At 54.7% G+C, this 12126-nt stretch carries 24 protein-coding genes; all 24 read right to left on the bottom strand.

The genetic code is table 11. The annotated features are described in order from the left end of the window. Positions 1 to 47: 47 nt before the first annotated feature. Complete coding sequence (gene rpmJ, locus AC1RR7_RS21680; RefSeq protein ID WP_002555468.1) at positions 48 to 164, bottom strand: 50S ribosomal protein L36; 117 nt, start codon at positions 162 to 164, stop codon at positions 48 to 50. A 27-nt stretch (positions 165 to 191) separates the two neighbouring features. Further along, positions 192 to 1520 carry a preprotein translocase subunit SecY gene (secY, locus tag AC1RR7_RS21675; protein ID WP_003228718.1) on the bottom strand — a complete coding sequence of 443 codons (1329 nt, stop codon included), beginning with the start codon at positions 1518 to 1520 and terminating at the stop codon, positions 192 to 194. Further along, positions 1521 to 1958, bottom strand: a complete 438-nt coding sequence (rplO, locus tag AC1RR7_RS21670; protein ID WP_003228720.1) for a 50S ribosomal protein L15 — start codon at positions 1956 to 1958, stop codon at positions 1521 to 1523. A gap of 3 nt (positions 1959 to 1961) precedes the next feature. Next, positions 1962 to 2138: a 50S ribosomal protein L30 gene (gene rpmD / locus AC1RR7_RS21665; protein WP_003176408.1), complete on the bottom strand. Its 177-nt coding sequence runs from the start codon at positions 2136 to 2138 to the stop codon at positions 1962 to 1964. A 2-nt stretch (positions 2139 to 2140) separates the two neighbouring features. Continuing rightward, entirely contained in the window at positions 2141 to 2641 is a 501-nt protein-coding gene (gene rpsE, locus AC1RR7_RS21660) for a 30S ribosomal protein S5 (RefSeq protein WP_007955637.1), read from the bottom strand. Between the two features lie 3 nt (positions 2642 to 2644). After that, positions 2645 to 2995 (bottom strand): 50S ribosomal protein L18, encoded by a 351-nt coding sequence (gene rplR, locus AC1RR7_RS21655; RefSeq protein WP_003186037.1) that lies wholly within the window; start codon positions 2993 to 2995, stop codon positions 2645 to 2647. A gap of 10 nt (positions 2996 to 3005) precedes the next feature. Next, on the bottom strand, positions 3006 to 3539 hold the full coding sequence (gene rplF / locus AC1RR7_RS21650) for a 50S ribosomal protein L6 (protein ID WP_025129400.1): 534 nt from the start codon (positions 3537 to 3539) through the stop codon (positions 3006 to 3008). 12 nt (positions 3540 to 3551) lie between these two features. Beyond that, entirely contained in the window at positions 3552 to 3944 is a 393-nt protein-coding gene (rpsH, locus tag AC1RR7_RS21645) for a 30S ribosomal protein S8 (protein ID WP_003228724.1), read from the bottom strand. 209 nt (positions 3945 to 4153) lie between these two features. Then, positions 4154 to 4459 (bottom strand): 30S ribosomal protein S14, encoded by a 306-nt coding sequence (gene rpsN / locus AC1RR7_RS21640; RefSeq protein ID WP_003228726.1) that lies wholly within the window; start codon positions 4457 to 4459, stop codon positions 4154 to 4156. A 13-nt stretch (positions 4460 to 4472) separates the two neighbouring features. After that, positions 4473 to 5012 (bottom strand): 50S ribosomal protein L5, encoded by a 540-nt coding sequence (gene rplE, locus AC1RR7_RS21635; RefSeq protein ID WP_003210069.1) that lies wholly within the window; start codon positions 5010 to 5012, stop codon positions 4473 to 4475. A gap of 20 nt (positions 5013 to 5032) precedes the next feature. Next, positions 5033 to 5347, bottom strand: a complete 315-nt coding sequence (rplX, locus tag AC1RR7_RS21630) for a 50S ribosomal protein L24 (RefSeq protein WP_003186046.1) — start codon at positions 5345 to 5347, stop codon at positions 5033 to 5035. An 11-nt stretch (positions 5348 to 5358) separates the two neighbouring features. Further along, the gene (rplN, locus tag AC1RR7_RS21625) at positions 5359 to 5727 is read right to left on the bottom strand and encodes a 50S ribosomal protein L14 (RefSeq protein ID WP_002555479.1); all 369 of its coding nucleotides are present in this window, start codon (positions 5725 to 5727) and stop codon (positions 5359 to 5361) included. A gap of 23 nt (positions 5728 to 5750) precedes the next feature. Beyond that, a complete protein-coding gene (gene rpsQ, locus AC1RR7_RS21620; RefSeq protein ID WP_003194644.1) occupies positions 5751 to 6017 on the bottom strand; it encodes a 30S ribosomal protein S17 in 267 nt (88 codons plus the stop codon). A 2-nt stretch (positions 6018 to 6019) separates the two neighbouring features. Continuing rightward, positions 6020 to 6211, bottom strand: coding sequence for a 50S ribosomal protein L29 (gene rpmC, locus AC1RR7_RS21615; protein ID WP_002555481.1), 192 nt, complete (start codon positions 6209 to 6211; stop codon positions 6020 to 6022). After that, complete coding sequence (gene rplP / locus AC1RR7_RS21610) at positions 6211 to 6624, bottom strand: 50S ribosomal protein L16 (RefSeq protein WP_003228729.1); 414 nt, start codon at positions 6622 to 6624, stop codon at positions 6211 to 6213. Before rplP ends, rpmC begins: the two co-directional genes overlap by 1 nt. A 12-nt stretch (positions 6625 to 6636) precedes the next feature. Beyond that, positions 6637 to 7323, bottom strand: a complete 687-nt coding sequence (rpsC, locus tag AC1RR7_RS21605) for a 30S ribosomal protein S3 (protein ID WP_003176422.1) — start codon at positions 7321 to 7323, stop codon at positions 6637 to 6639. A 13-nt stretch (positions 7324 to 7336) separates the two neighbouring features. Beyond that, positions 7337 to 7669, bottom strand: coding sequence for a 50S ribosomal protein L22 (gene rplV / locus AC1RR7_RS21600; protein WP_003103908.1), 333 nt, complete (start codon positions 7667 to 7669; stop codon positions 7337 to 7339). 11 nt (positions 7670 to 7680) lie between these two features. After that, positions 7681 to 7956 (bottom strand): 30S ribosomal protein S19, encoded by a 276-nt coding sequence (gene rpsS / locus AC1RR7_RS21595; protein ID WP_011336172.1) that lies wholly within the window; start codon positions 7954 to 7956, stop codon positions 7681 to 7683. Positions 7957 to 7972: 16 nt separating this feature from the next. Beyond that, positions 7973 to 8797 (bottom strand): 50S ribosomal protein L2, encoded by an 825-nt coding sequence (gene rplB / locus AC1RR7_RS21590; RefSeq protein WP_003186055.1) that lies wholly within the window; start codon positions 8795 to 8797, stop codon positions 7973 to 7975. A gap of 14 nt (positions 8798 to 8811) precedes the next feature. Then, a complete protein-coding gene (gene rplW / locus AC1RR7_RS21585) occupies positions 8812 to 9111 on the bottom strand; it encodes a 50S ribosomal protein L23 (protein WP_002555488.1) in 300 nt (99 codons plus the stop codon). Continuing rightward, positions 9108 to 9710: a 50S ribosomal protein L4 gene (gene rplD / locus AC1RR7_RS21580; RefSeq protein ID WP_003228735.1), complete on the bottom strand. Its 603-nt coding sequence runs from the start codon at positions 9708 to 9710 to the stop codon at positions 9108 to 9110. The genes rplW and rplD overlap by 4 nt, the downstream gene beginning before the upstream one ends. Positions 9711 to 9722: 12 nt before the next feature. Beyond that, positions 9723 to 10358, bottom strand: a complete 636-nt coding sequence (gene rplC, locus AC1RR7_RS21575) for a 50S ribosomal protein L3 (RefSeq protein WP_007955641.1) — start codon at positions 10356 to 10358, stop codon at positions 9723 to 9725. An 80-nt stretch (positions 10359 to 10438) separates the two neighbouring features. Further along, the gene (gene rpsJ, locus AC1RR7_RS21570; protein ID WP_003186070.1) at positions 10439 to 10750 is read right to left on the bottom strand and encodes a 30S ribosomal protein S10; all 312 of its coding nucleotides are present in this window, start codon (positions 10748 to 10750) and stop codon (positions 10439 to 10441) included. A gap of 157 nt (positions 10751 to 10907) precedes the next feature. Beyond that, complete coding sequence (gene tuf, locus AC1RR7_RS21565; RefSeq protein ID WP_024014521.1) at positions 10908 to 12101, bottom strand: elongation factor Tu; 1194 nt, start codon at positions 12099 to 12101, stop codon at positions 10908 to 10910. Between the last annotated feature and the right edge of the window lie 25 nt (positions 12102 to 12126).

Genomic DNA, 12126 nt, shown 5'->3' with positions numbered 1-12126 from the left:
ATCAACCCGGCAGCGCACTAGCTGCCGGGCTTGAAGCACAATCACACTCAGCCTTGGCGCTGTTTGTGACGCGGTTCCGCGCTGCAAATTACTCGAACAACACCTTCGCGGCGAATAATCTTGCAGTTACGGCACAGCTTTTTCACCGATGCACGAACTTTCATCACCAACTCCTCGAACCTTATGGGTACTCAGCGCAACATGCCGCTGCCGTAACCCTTCAGGTTGGCTTTCTTCATCAGGGATTCGTACTGGTGCGAAACGAGGTGCGATTGTACTTGGGACATGAAGTCCATCACAACCACGACCACGATCAGCAACGAGGTCCCGCCAAGGTAGAACGGAACGTTTGCTGCAACCACCAGGAACTGGGGCAACAGGCACACGGCCGTCATGTAAAGAGCACCGAACATGGTCAAGCGAGTCAGAACGCCATCAATGTAGCGCGCGGACTGCTCACCTGGACGGATGCCCGGAATAAAGGCACCGGACTTCTTCAGGTTTTCCGCTACGTCTTTCGGATTGAACATCAACGCCGTATAGAAGAAGCAGAAGAAAATAATCCCTGCACTAAACAGCAGAATATTCAACGGCTGACCAGGAGCGATCGACTGCGAGATGTCCTGCAACCAGCCCATACCTTCAGACTGACCGAACCAGGCACCCAGCGAAGCCGGGAACAGCAAAATGCTGCTCGCGAAAATAGCCGGAATAACACCGGCCATGTTCACCTTCAGCGGCAAGTGGCTAGTCTGCGCAGCGAAAACCTTGCGGCCTTGCTGACGCTTGGCGTAGTGAACGGCGATACGACGCTGACCACGCTCAATGAACACCACGAAACCGATAATCGCTACTGCCAGCAAACCGATGGCAACCAAGGCGAAGATGTTGATATCACCCTGACGCGCAGACTCGAAAGACTGCCCGATTGCTCTCGGAAGACCGGCGACGATACCCGAAAAAATCAACATCGAGATACCGTTGCCTACACCACGCTCAGTAATCTGCTCACCCAGCCACATCATGAACATCGCACCAGCCACAAAAGTGGATACCGCGACGAAATGGAAGCCAAAGTCACCAGTGAACGCAACGCCCTGCCCCGCCAGACCAATGGACATGCCAATGGCCTGGACGAGAGCGAGGACGACGGTGCCGTAGCGGGTGTACTGGCTGATCTTGCGACGGCCAGCTTCACCTTCCTTCTTCAACTGCTCCAGCTGCGGGCTGACGGCTGTCATCAGTTGCATGATGATCGATGCCGAAATGTACGGCATGATCCCCAGTGCAAAAATGCTCATCCGCTCCAGCGCGCCGCCGGAAAACATGTTGAACAAGCTAAGAATGGTCCCCTCATTCTGTCGAAACAGGTCCGCGAGTCGGTCCGGGTTGATACCTGGAACCGGGATGTGTGCGCCTATTCGGTAGACGATAATCGCCAGGAACAGAAAACGCAGACGAGCCCAGAGTTCAGACATACCGCCTTTGCCGAGCGCAGAGAGAGCACCTTGCTTAGCCATTTATTCCTCGAACTTGCCGCCAGCTGCTTCGATAGCCGCACGCGCACCTTTGGTGGCGCCGATTCCCTTGCCGATAGTGACAGCGCGAGTCACTTCACCGGACAGCATGATTTTCACACGCTGTACGTTGACATTGATCACGTTGGCATCTTTCAGGGACTGCACGGTGACGATGTCGCCTTCCACTTTAGCCAGCTCGGACAGACGCACTTCTGCGCGGTCCATGGCCTTCAGGGAAACGAAACCGAACTTCGGCAGGCGACGATGCAGCGGCTGTTGACCGCCTTCAAAGCCTGGAGCAATAGTGCCACCGGAGCGGGAGGTCTGACCTTTGTGACCACGGCCACCAGTCTTACCCAAACCACTACCGATACCACGGCCCGGACGATGCTTTTCGCGACGGGAACCCGGCGCTGGACTCAGATCATTGAGTTTCATCGATTAACCCTCGACACGCAGCATGTAGTAAGCCTTGTTGATCATCCCGCGATTCTCGGGAGTATCCTGGACTTCTACAGTGTGACCGATGCGACGCAGACCCAGACCCTTAACGCACAGTTTGTGGTTAGGGATGCGGCCGGTCATGCTTTTGATCAGCGTAACTTTAACGGTAGCCATGATTACTTGATCTCCTCAACACGCAGGCCACGCTTGGCTGCGATGGACTCAGGAGACTGCATAGCCTTCAGACCCTTGAAAGTGGCGTGAACCACGTTTACAGGGTTAGTCGAGCCGTAGCACTTGGCCAGAACGTTCTGAACGCCAGCAACTTCGAGGACAGCACGCATAGCGCCGCCAGCGATGATACCGGTACCTTCAGAAGCAGGCTGCATGTACACCTTCGAAGCGCCGTGAGCGGACTTCATTGCGTACTGCAGAGTGGTGCCGTTCAGATCAACCTGGATCATGTTGCGGCGAGCAGCTTCCATTGCCTTCTGGATCGCAGCAGGCACTTCACGCGACTTGCCACGGCCGAAGCCAACACGCCCTTTACCATCACCAACCACGGTCAACGCGGTGAAAGTGAAGATACGGCCGCCTTTAACGGTTTTGGCTACGCGGTTAACTTGAACCAGCTTCTCAATGTAGCCTTCGTCGCGCTTTTGGTCGTTATTTGACATAACTTAGAACTCCAGCCCAGCTTCACGAGCAGCATCAGCCAGCGCTTTAACGCGGCCGTGGTACTTGAAGCCAGAGCGGTCGAAAGCCACCTGCGAGACGCCAGCGGCCTTAGCACGCGTAGCGACCAGCTGGCCAACCTTAGTGGCCGCGTCGATGTTGCCAGTGGCGCCATCACGCAGTTCTTTATCCAAAGTCGAGGCGCTTGCCAGGACTTTGTTGCCGTCGGCCGAAATGACCTGGGCGTAGATGTGCTGCGACGAGCGGAACACGCAGAGACGCACGACTTCGAGTTCGTGCATTTTCAGGCGTGCTTTGCGAGCGCGACGCAGTCGAGTAACTTTTTTGTCGGTCATTTGCTATGCCCTACTTCTTCTTGGCTTCTTTACGACGGACGACTTCGTCCGCGTAGCGCACACCTTTGCCTTTGTACGGCTCTGGTGGACGGAAGTCGCGGATCTCGGCGGCCACTTGACCTACCAGCTGCTTGTCGATGCCCTTGATCAGGATATCGGTCTGGCTAGGGGTCTCAGCGGTGATGCCTTCCGGCAGTTCATAATCCACTGGGTGCGAGAAGCCAAGAGCCAGGTTCAGCACTGTGCCTTTTGCTTGCGCTTTGTAACCAACACCGACCAGCTGGAGCTTGCGCTCAAAGCCTTGGCTTACGCCCTGGACCATGTTGTTAACCAACGCACGAGTGGTACCGGCCATTGCGCGAGTTTGTTGATCGCCATTGCGAGCAGCAAAACGCAGCTCACCGGCTTCTTCAACGATCTCAACGGACGAATGGACGTTCAGTTCGAGAGTGCCCTTGGCACCCTTCACCGAAAGCTGTTGGCCTGCGAATTTGACTTCGACACCGGCTGGCAGCTTAACGGGGTTCTTAGCGACGCGAGACATGCTTATCCCCCCTTAGAACACAGTGCAAAGAACTTCGCCGCCGACACCGGCAGCGCGCGCAGCACGATCAGTCATCACACCTTTGTTGGTGGAGACGATAGACACACCGAGACCGCCACGTACTTTTGGCAGATCTTCGACGGACTTGTACTGACGCAGGCCTGGACGGCTAACGCGCTTGACTTCTTCGATGACCGGACGGCCTTCGAAATATTTCAGCTCGATAGACAGCAGTGGTTTTGTTTCGCTGCTGATCTGATAACCCGCGATGTAACCTTCGTCCTTCAGGACTTTAGCTACAGCCACCTTCAACGTGGAAGAAGGCATGCTTACGACGGACTTTTCAGCCATCTGGGCATTACGGATTCGAGTTAGCATGTCCGCTAACGGGTCCTGCATACTCATGGGCTAGACGCTCCTAATACAGAAAAATTAGCCTTGCGGCTACTACTTGTCGCCGAGAAATTCCGGGCATAAAAAACACGGGCTCAGGCGAGCCGGTCATTCTAGACATACCCCAGAAATGAATCAAGCCCCAAAAGGGGCTTGATTCATGTTCAAGGCCACCGATGGTCAGGTTCTTGCGAACCCGACCATCGAGACTTTGACAGCAATTACCAGCTGGCTTTAACCAGACCTGGAACGTCACCACGCATTGCAGCTTCACGCAGCTTGTTACGGCCCAGGCCGAACTTGCGGTAAACGCCGTGCGGACGACCAGTCAGGCGGCAGCGGTTACGCATGCGCGAAGCGCTTGCATCACGTGGCTGCTTCTGCAGAGCTACGGTAGCTTCCCAACGCGCTTCTGGACTTGCGTTCAGATCAACGATGATAGCTTTCAGCGCTGCACGCTTGGTGGCGTACTTGGCAACGGTGAGCTGACGCTTCAGCTCACGGTTCTTCATGCTCTTCTTGGCCATTTTCCTACTCCAATCAGTTGCGGAACGGGAATTTGAAAGCACGCAGCAGAGCGCGGCCTTCATCATCGTTCTTGGCAGTGGTGGTCAGGGTAATGTCCAGACCGCGGAGAGCATCGATCTTGTCGTAGTCGATTTCCGGGAAAATGATCTGCTCTTTCACGCCCATGCTGTAGTTGCCACGACCATCGAAGGACTTGGCATTCAGGCCGCGGAAGTCGCGAACCCGAGGCAGGGAGATCGACAGCAGACGATCCAGGAACTCGTACATACGCTCACGGCGCAGGGTCACTTTGACGCCGATCGGCCAACCTTCACGGACTTTAAAGCCAGCGATGGATTTGCGAGCGTAGGTCACAACGACTTTCTGGCCGGTGATCTTTTCCAGGTCAGCAACAGCGTGCTCGATGACTTTTTTGTCGCCGATCGCTTCGCCCAGACCCATGTTCAGGGTGATTTTGGTAACGCGCGGAACTTCCATCACGTTCGAAAGCTTAAGTTCTTCCTTAAGTTTCGGAGCGATTTCCTTCCGGTAAATCTCTTTTAGTCGTGCCATGGTCTTCTACCTAGCAGTGTTCAAGCATCAACCGCTTTTTGGGTCGACTTGAAGACACGAATTTTTTTACCGTCTTCTACTTTGAAACCAACGCGGTCAGCCTTGTTGGTTTCGCCGTTGAAGATGGCGACGTTAGAAGCGTGCAGTGGCGCTTCTTTCTCGACGATACCGCCCTGTACGCCCGACATCGGGTTAGGCTTGGTATGACGCTTGACCAGGTTCAGACCACCAACAACCAGACGGTTGTCAGCAAGAACCTTCAGCACCTTACCGCGCTTACCTTTGTCTTTGCCGGCGATCACGATGATCTCGTCGTCACGACGAATCTTTTGCATGTCGGATCTCCTTACAGCACTTCTGGGGCGAGCGAGACGATCTTCATGAACTTCTCAGTACGAAGTTCACGGGTCACTGGCCCAAAGATACGGGTGCCGATCGGCTCTTGCTTGTTGTTCAGAAGAACAGCAGCGTTGCCATCAAAGCGGATAATGGAGCCATCAGCACGACGTACGCCGTGACGAGTGCGGACTACAACAGCAGTCATCACTTGGCCTTTTTTCACCTTACCGCGAGGAATTGCTTCCTTCACGGTAACTTTGATGATGTCACCGATACCAGCGTAACGACGATGGGAGCCACCCAGCACCTTGATGCACATAACGCGGCGAGCGCCGCTGTTATCGGCCACATCGAGCATGGATTGAGTCTGAATCATATAATTTCTCCGACCCCTAGCCCTTAGACTTCCACAGCGCGTTCGAGAACATCAACCAGCGCCCAAGACTTGGTCTTGGCCATCGGACGAGTTTCACGAATAGTGACTTTGTCGCCGATGTGGCACTGATTGGTTTCGTCGTGCGCGTGCAGCTTAGTCGAACGCTTAACGTATTTACCGTAGATCGGGTGCTTAACGCGACGCTCGATCAGAACGGTGATGGTTTTGTCCATCTTGTCGCTGACAACACGGCCAGTCAGCGTACGGACAGTTTTTTCGGCTTCAGCCATGATCACTTACCTGCCTGCTGGTTGAGCACAGTCTTCACGCGAGCGATGTCACGCTTAACTTGCGAGAGCAGATGAGACTGCCCCAACTGGCCAGTTGCTTTCTGCATACGCAGATTGAACTGGTCGCGCAGCAAGCCGAGCAGTTGCTCGTTCAGCTGCTGTGCGGATTTTTCACGAAGTTCATTCGCTTTCATCACATCACCGTCCGTTTAACAAAGGAGGTGGCGAGCGGCAGCTTTGCAGCAGCCAGGGCGAAAGCCTCACGCGCCAGCTCTTCAGAAACACCCTCGATTTCATACAGGACTTTGCCTGGCTGAATCTGGGCAACCCAGTACTCCACGTTACCCTTACCTTTACCCATACGAACCTCGAGAGGTTTCTTGGAGATCGGCTTGTCCGGGAATACACGGATCCAGATCTTGCCGCCACGTTTTACATGACGGGTCAGAGCACGACGCGCTGACTCGATCTGACGAGCGGTGAGACGACCACGAGCTACAGACTTCAGCGCGAACTCGCCGAAGCTGACTTTGCTACCGCGCAGTGCCAGACCACGGTTGTGGCCGGTCATCTGCTTGCGGAACTTCGTACGCTTTGGTTGCAACATTTGGCGTACCCCTTACTTAGCAGCTTTTTTACGAGGCGCTGGTGCTTGTGGTTTCAGTTCTTCTTGGCGACCACCAATTACTTCGCCCTTGAAGATCCAAACCTTTACACCGATCACACCGTAAGTGGTGTGAGCTTCGTAGTTGGCATAGTCGATGTCGGCACGCAGGGTGTGCAGTGGCACACGACCTTCGCGATACCATTCAGTACGTGCGATTTCAGCACCGCCGAGACGACCGCTCACTTGGATTTTGATGCCTTTGGCACCAATGCGCATGGCGTTCTGTACAGCGCGCTTCATAGCGCGACGGAACATTACGCGACGCTCCAGCTGCTGAGCTACGCTCTGCGCAACCAGCATACCGTCGAGTTCCGGCTTGCGGATCTCTTCGATATTGATGTGCACAGGCACACCCATTTGCTTGGTCAGGTCCTGACGCAGTTTCTCAACATCTTCACCTTTCTTCCCGATAACGATACCTGGACGAGCGGTGTGGATGGTGATGCGTGCAGTTTGGGCCGGACGATGGATATCGATACGGCTTACGGACGCGCTTTTTAGTTTGTCTTGGAGGTATTCACGCACCTTCAGATCAGCGAACAAGTAGTCCGCATAAGTCCGACCGTCTGCGTACCAGACGGAGGTGTGCTCCTTGACGATTCCCAGGCGAATGCCAATGGGATGTACTTTCTGACCCATCTCTTCGACTCCGTTACTTGTCAGCAACCTTGACAGTGATATGGCAAGACCGCTTGACGATGCGATCAGCACGGCCTTTGGCACGTGGCATGATGCGCTTCAGCGAACGCCCTTCGTTGACGAAAACGGTGCTGACCTTCAGGTCATCAACGTCTGCGCCTTCGTTATGCTCGGCGTTGGCTACGGCCGACTCCAGCACTTTTTTCATGATCTCGGCGGCTTTCTTACTGCTGAAAGCCAACAGGTTGAGCGCTTCGCCCACCTTCTTCCCGCGGATCTGGTCGGCGACCAAGCGGGCTTTCTGGGCGGAGATTCGAGCGCCCGACAACTTAGCGGCTACTTCCATTTCCTTACCCCTTAACGCTTGGCTTTCTTGTCTGCCACGTGCCCGCGATAGTTGCGGGTACCGGCGAACTCGCCCAGTTTGTGGCCGACCATGTCTTCGTTAACGAGAACTGGGACGTGCTGACGACCGTTGTGTACTGCGATGGTCAGACCGACCATTTGTGGCAGGATCATCGAACGACGCGACCAAGTCTTAATTGGTTTGCGATCGTTCTTTTCCGCCGCCACTTCGATCTTCTTCAGTAGGTGAAGATCAATAAAAGGACCTTTTTTCAGAGAACGTGGCACTGTCGTATCCCTCTATTTACTTGCGACGACGGACGATCATTTTGTCGGTACGCTTATTACCACGAGTCTTCGCGCCCTTAGTCGGGAAGCCCCATGGCGATACCGGATGACGACCACCAGAGGTACGACCTTCACCACCACCATGTGGGTGGTCAACCGGGTTCATGGCAACACCACGAACGGTTGGGCGAACGCCACGCCAGCGCTTAGCACCAGCTTTACCCAGCGAACGCAGGCTGTGCTCGGAGTTCGAGACTTCGCCCAGGGTCGCACGGCATTCAGCCAGTACTTTACGCATTTCACCGGAACGCAGACGCAGGGTCACGTAAACGCCTTCACGAGCGATCAGCTGAGCCGAAGCACCAGCGGAACGAGCGATTTGTGCGCCTTTACCTGGCTTCAGTTCGATGCCGTGTACGGTGCTACCAACTGGAATGTTGCGCAGTTGCAGAGCGTTGCCCGGCTTGATCGGTGCCAGAGCACCTGCGATCAGCTGGTCGCCAGCGCTCACGCCTTTAGGGGCGATGATGTAGCGACGCTCGCCATCTGCGTACAGCAGCAGAGCGATGTGAGCAGTACGGTTTGGATCGTATTCGATACGCTCGACAGTGGCAGCGATGCCATCTTTGTCGTTGCGACGGAAGTCGACCAGACGATAATGCTGCTTATGACCACCACCGATGTGACGAGTGGTAATACGGCCATTGTTGTTACGACCACCAGACTTCGATTTTTTCTCGAGCAGCGGTGCGTGAGGAGCGCCTTTATGCAGCTCCTGGTTGACCACCTTGACCACAAAACGGCGGCCAGGGGAAGTCGGTTTGCATTTAACGATTGCCATGATGCACCCCTTCCTTACTCAGCACTGCTGCTGAAATCGAGATCTTGGCCTGGCTGAAGGGAGATAACTGCCTTCTTCCAGTCATTACGCTTGCCCAGACCGCGAGCGGTGCGCTTGCTCTTACCCAGAACGTTCAGGGTAGTAACACGCTCAACTTTCACGCTGAACAGGCTTTCGACGGCCTTCTTGATTTCCAGCTTGGTTGCGTCAGTAGCAACCTTGAAAACGAACTGGCCTTTCTTGTCTGCCAGAACCGTAGCCTTCTCGGAAACGTGCGGGCCAAGCAGAACTTTAAATACGCGTTCCTGGTTCATCCCAGCAGCTCCTCGAATTTCTTCACGGCCGACACGGTGATCAACACCTTGTCGTATGCGATCAGACTAACTGGATCGGAACCTTGCACGTCACGTACATCTACGTGTGGCAGGTTGCGAGCAGCCAGGTACAGGTTCTGATCAACAGCGTCCGACACGATCAGAACGTCGGTCAGGCTCATGTTGTTCAGTTTGCCCAGCAGGTCTTTGGTTTTCGGAGTTTCAACTGCGAAATCCTGAACCACAACCAGACGATCAGTACGCACCAGCTCAGCAAGGATGGAACGCATTGCTGCGCGGTACATCTTCTTGTTCAGCTTCTGGGAGTGATCTTGTGGACGAGCTGCGAAAGTGGTACCGCCGCCGCGCCAGATTGGGCTACGGATAGTACCGGCACGAGCACGGCCAGTACCTTTCTGACGCCATGGGCGCTTACCGCCACCACGAACGTCGGAACGGGTCTTTTGCTGCTTGCTACCTTGACGGCCGCCGGCCATGTAGGCCACGACTGCTTGGTGAACCAGCGTCTCGTTGAACTCGCCGCCAAATGTCAGTTCGGAAACTTCGATCGCTTGAGCGTCATTTACATTTAATTGCATGTCAGCTTCCCCTTAACCGCGAGCCTTGGCTGCTGGACGTACAACCAGGTTGCCGCCAGTAGCGCCAGGAACAGCACCCTTGACCAACAACAGATTGCGTTCAGCGTCCACGCGCACTACTTCCAGGGACTGCACGGTCACGCGCTCAGCGCCCATATGACCGGACATTTTTTTGCCCTTGAATACACGACCAGGAGTCTGGCACTGGCCGATAGAGCCTGGGACGCGGTGGGATACGGAGTTACCGTGGGTGTTATCTTGCCCGCGGAAATTCCAACGCTTGATCGTACCCTGGAAGCCTTTACCTTTGGACTGACCGGTTACATCAACCAGTTGACCAGCGGCGAAGATTTCAGCGTTGATCAGATCGCCGGCCTGGTACTCGCCTTCTTCAAGGCGGAATTCCATTACGGTACGACCAGCGGCAACGTTCGCTTTAGCGAAGTGGCCAGCCTGAGCAGCTGTTACACGGGAAGCACGACGCTCGCCGACAGTGACTTGCACTGCACGATAGCCATCGGTTTCTTCAGTTTTGAACTGGGTGACGCGATTCGGCTCGATCTCAATGACCGTGACCGGAATGGAGACACCTTCTTCGGTGAAAATACGGGTCATACCCGCTTTACGACCGACTACACCAATAGTCATGTTGTAAACCTCATGAGTGTACGGGGCTTTCACCCGCTATGGCCGCCCATTTCAGAGCGTTACACGACTAAGACCGAGTCTTAGCCGAGGCTGATCTGCACTTCCACACCGGCCGCAAGATCAAGCTTCATAAGTGCATCAACGGTTTTATCCGTTGGCTGGACGATGTCCAGAACGCGCTTATGAGTGCGGATTTCGTACTGGTCACGCGCGTCTTTGTTGACGTGCGGGGAAACCAGAACGGTAAACCGCTCTTTACGGGTAGGCAGTGGAATTGGACCACGCACTTGAGCACCAGTACGTTTCGCGGTTTCCACGATTTCCTGGGTTGATTGGTCGATCAGGCGATGGTCAAAAGCCTTCAACCTGATACGGATTTGCTGATTTTGCATTGGATTTCAGACTCCGGCTGCTATTCCCACCGGGCGCAATACGCCCGTTAAAAGGAGGCGCAATTCTATAGACGCCCCAGATAGGTGTCAACCCAATAAAAAAGCCCCCGCTAAGCGGGGGCTTTTTCAACTCATCAAAGCTATCTCAAAAAAGAGATTACTCGATGATTTTTGCTACGACGCCAGCGCCGACGGTACGACCGCCTTCACGGATAGCGAAACGCAGACCGTCTTCCATCGCGATGGTTTTGATCAGGGTAACAGTCATCTGAATGTTGTCACCTGGCATTACCATTTCAACGCCTTCTGGCAGCTCGCAGTTACCAGTCACGTCAGTAGTACGGAAGTAGAACTGTGGACGGTAGCCTTTGAAGAACGGAGTGTGACGACCGCCTTCTTCCTTGCTCAGAACGTAAACTTCTGCGGTGAACTTGGTGTGCGGCTTAACCGAACCCGGCTTAACCAGAACCTGACCACGCTCAACGTCGTCACGCTTGGTGCCACGCAGCAGCACGCCGCAGTTCTCGCCAGCACGACCTTCGTCCAGCAGCTTGCGGAACATCTCAACACCGGTGCAGGTGGTGGTGGTGGTGTCACGCAGACCAACGATTTCCAGAGCATCTTGAACGCGAACGATACCGCGCTCGATACGGCCAGTCACAACAGTACCGCGACCCGAGATCGAGAATACGTCTTCGATTGGCATCAGGAATGGCTTGTCGATCATACGAACTGGCTCAGGGATGTAGGTATCCAGAGTTTCAACCAGTTTACGAACGGCAGTGGTGCCCATTTCGTTGTCGTCTTTGCCTTCCAGCGCCATACGAGCCGAACCGATGATGATCGGAGTGTCGTCGCCTGGGAAGTCGTAGGTCGACAGCAGGTCGCGAACTTCCATCTCAACCAGTTCCAGCAGCTCAGCGTCGTCTACCAGGTCAGCCTTGTTCAGGAAAACCACGATGTACGGAACGCCTACCTGACGGGACAGCAGGATGTGCTCACGGGTTTGTGGCATCGGACCATCAGCGGCCGAGCAAACCAGGATCGCGCCATCCATCTGGGCAGCACCGGTGATCATGTTCTTCACGTAGTCAGCGTGACCTGGGCAGTCAACGTGAGCGTAGTGACGAATAGTCGAGTTGTACTCAACGTGCGCGGTGTTGATGGTGATACCACGAGCTTTTTCTTCTGGAGCGCTGTCGATCTTGTCGAATTCAACTACGGCCGAACCGAAAACTTCGGAGCAGACGCGAGTCAGAGCAGCGGTCAGAGTGGTTTTACCGTGGTCAACGTGACCGATGGTGCCAACGTTTACGTGCGGTAGGGAACGATCAAATTTTTCTTTAGCCACGACAATTAACTCCTAGCCTAAAGGG

The sequence above is a fragment of the Pseudomonas sp. GW821-FHT11G12 genome (assembly GCF_058808055.1).
Note: the sequence above shows the minus strand (reverse complement) of the source record. Positions and strands in the feature narration are given on the sequence as shown.

Coding starts and splice junctions, on each gene's coding strand:
- secY (WP_003228718.1), bottom strand. CDS start 1,520: ATGGCTAAGCAAGGTGCTCTCTCTGCGCTCGGCAAAGGCGGTATGTCT.
- rplN (WP_002555479.1), bottom strand. CDS start 5,727: ATGATTCAGACTCAATCCATGCTCGATGTGGCCGATAACAGCGGCGCT.
- rplX (WP_003186046.1), bottom strand. CDS start 5,347: ATGCAAAAGATTCGTCGTGACGACGAGATCATCGTGATCGCCGGCAAA.
- rpmD (WP_003176408.1), bottom strand. CDS start 2,138: ATGGCTACCGTTAAAGTTACGCTGATCAAAAGCATGACCGGCCGCATC.
- rplC (WP_007955641.1), bottom strand. CDS start 10,358: ATGACTATTGGTGTAGTCGGTCGTAAAGCGGGTATGACCCGTATTTTC.
- rpsJ (WP_003186070.1), bottom strand. CDS start 10,750: ATGCAAAATCAGCAAATCCGTATCAGGTTGAAGGCTTTTGACCATCGC.
- rplF (WP_025129400.1), bottom strand. CDS start 3,539: ATGTCTCGCGTCGCTAAGAACCCCGTTAAGCTGCCAGCCGGTGTCGAA.
- rplO (WP_003228720.1), bottom strand. CDS start 1,958: ATGAAACTCAATGATCTGAGTCCAGCGCCGGGTTCCCGTCGCGAAAAG.
- rplV (WP_003103908.1), bottom strand. CDS start 7,669: ATGGAAGTAGCCGCTAAGTTGTCGGGCGCTCGAATCTCCGCCCAGAAA.
- rpsE (WP_007955637.1), bottom strand. CDS start 2,641: ATGTCAAATAACGACCAAAAGCGCGACGAAGGCTACATTGAGAAGCTG.
- rplB (WP_003186055.1), bottom strand. CDS start 8,797: ATGGCAATCGTTAAATGCAAACCGACTTCCCCTGGCCGCCGTTTTGTG.
- rplP (WP_003228729.1), bottom strand. CDS start 6,624: ATGTTGCAACCAAAGCGTACGAAGTTCCGCAAGCAGATGACCGGCCAC.
- rplW (WP_002555488.1), bottom strand. CDS start 9,111: ATGAACCAGGAACGCGTATTTAAAGTTCTGCTTGGCCCGCACGTTTCC.
- rpmJ (WP_002555468.1), bottom strand. CDS start 164: ATGAAAGTTCGTGCATCGGTGAAAAAGCTGTGCCGTAACTGCAAGATT.
- rplD (WP_003228735.1), bottom strand. CDS start 9,710: ATGCAATTAAATGTAAATGACGCTCAAGCGATCGAAGTTTCCGAACTG.
- rplR (WP_003186037.1), bottom strand. CDS start 2,995: ATGACCGACAAAAAAGTTACTCGACTGCGTCGCGCTCGCAAAGCACGC.
- rpsN (WP_003228726.1), bottom strand. CDS start 4,459: ATGGCCAAGAAGAGCATGAAGAACCGTGAGCTGAAGCGTCAGCTCACC.
- rpsC (WP_003176422.1), bottom strand. CDS start 7,323: ATGGGTCAGAAAGTACATCCCATTGGCATTCGCCTGGGAATCGTCAAG.
- rpmC (WP_002555481.1), bottom strand. CDS start 6,211: ATGAAAGCGAATGAACTTCGTGAAAAATCCGCACAGCAGCTGAACGAG.
- rpsH (WP_003228724.1), bottom strand. CDS start 3,944: ATGAGTATGCAGGACCCGTTAGCGGACATGCTAACTCGAATCCGTAAT.
- rpsQ (WP_003194644.1), bottom strand. CDS start 6,017: ATGGCTGAAGCCGAAAAAACTGTCCGTACGCTGACTGGCCGTGTTGTC.
- rplE (WP_003210069.1), bottom strand. CDS start 5,012: ATGGCACGACTAAAAGAGATTTACCGGAAGGAAATCGCTCCGAAACTT.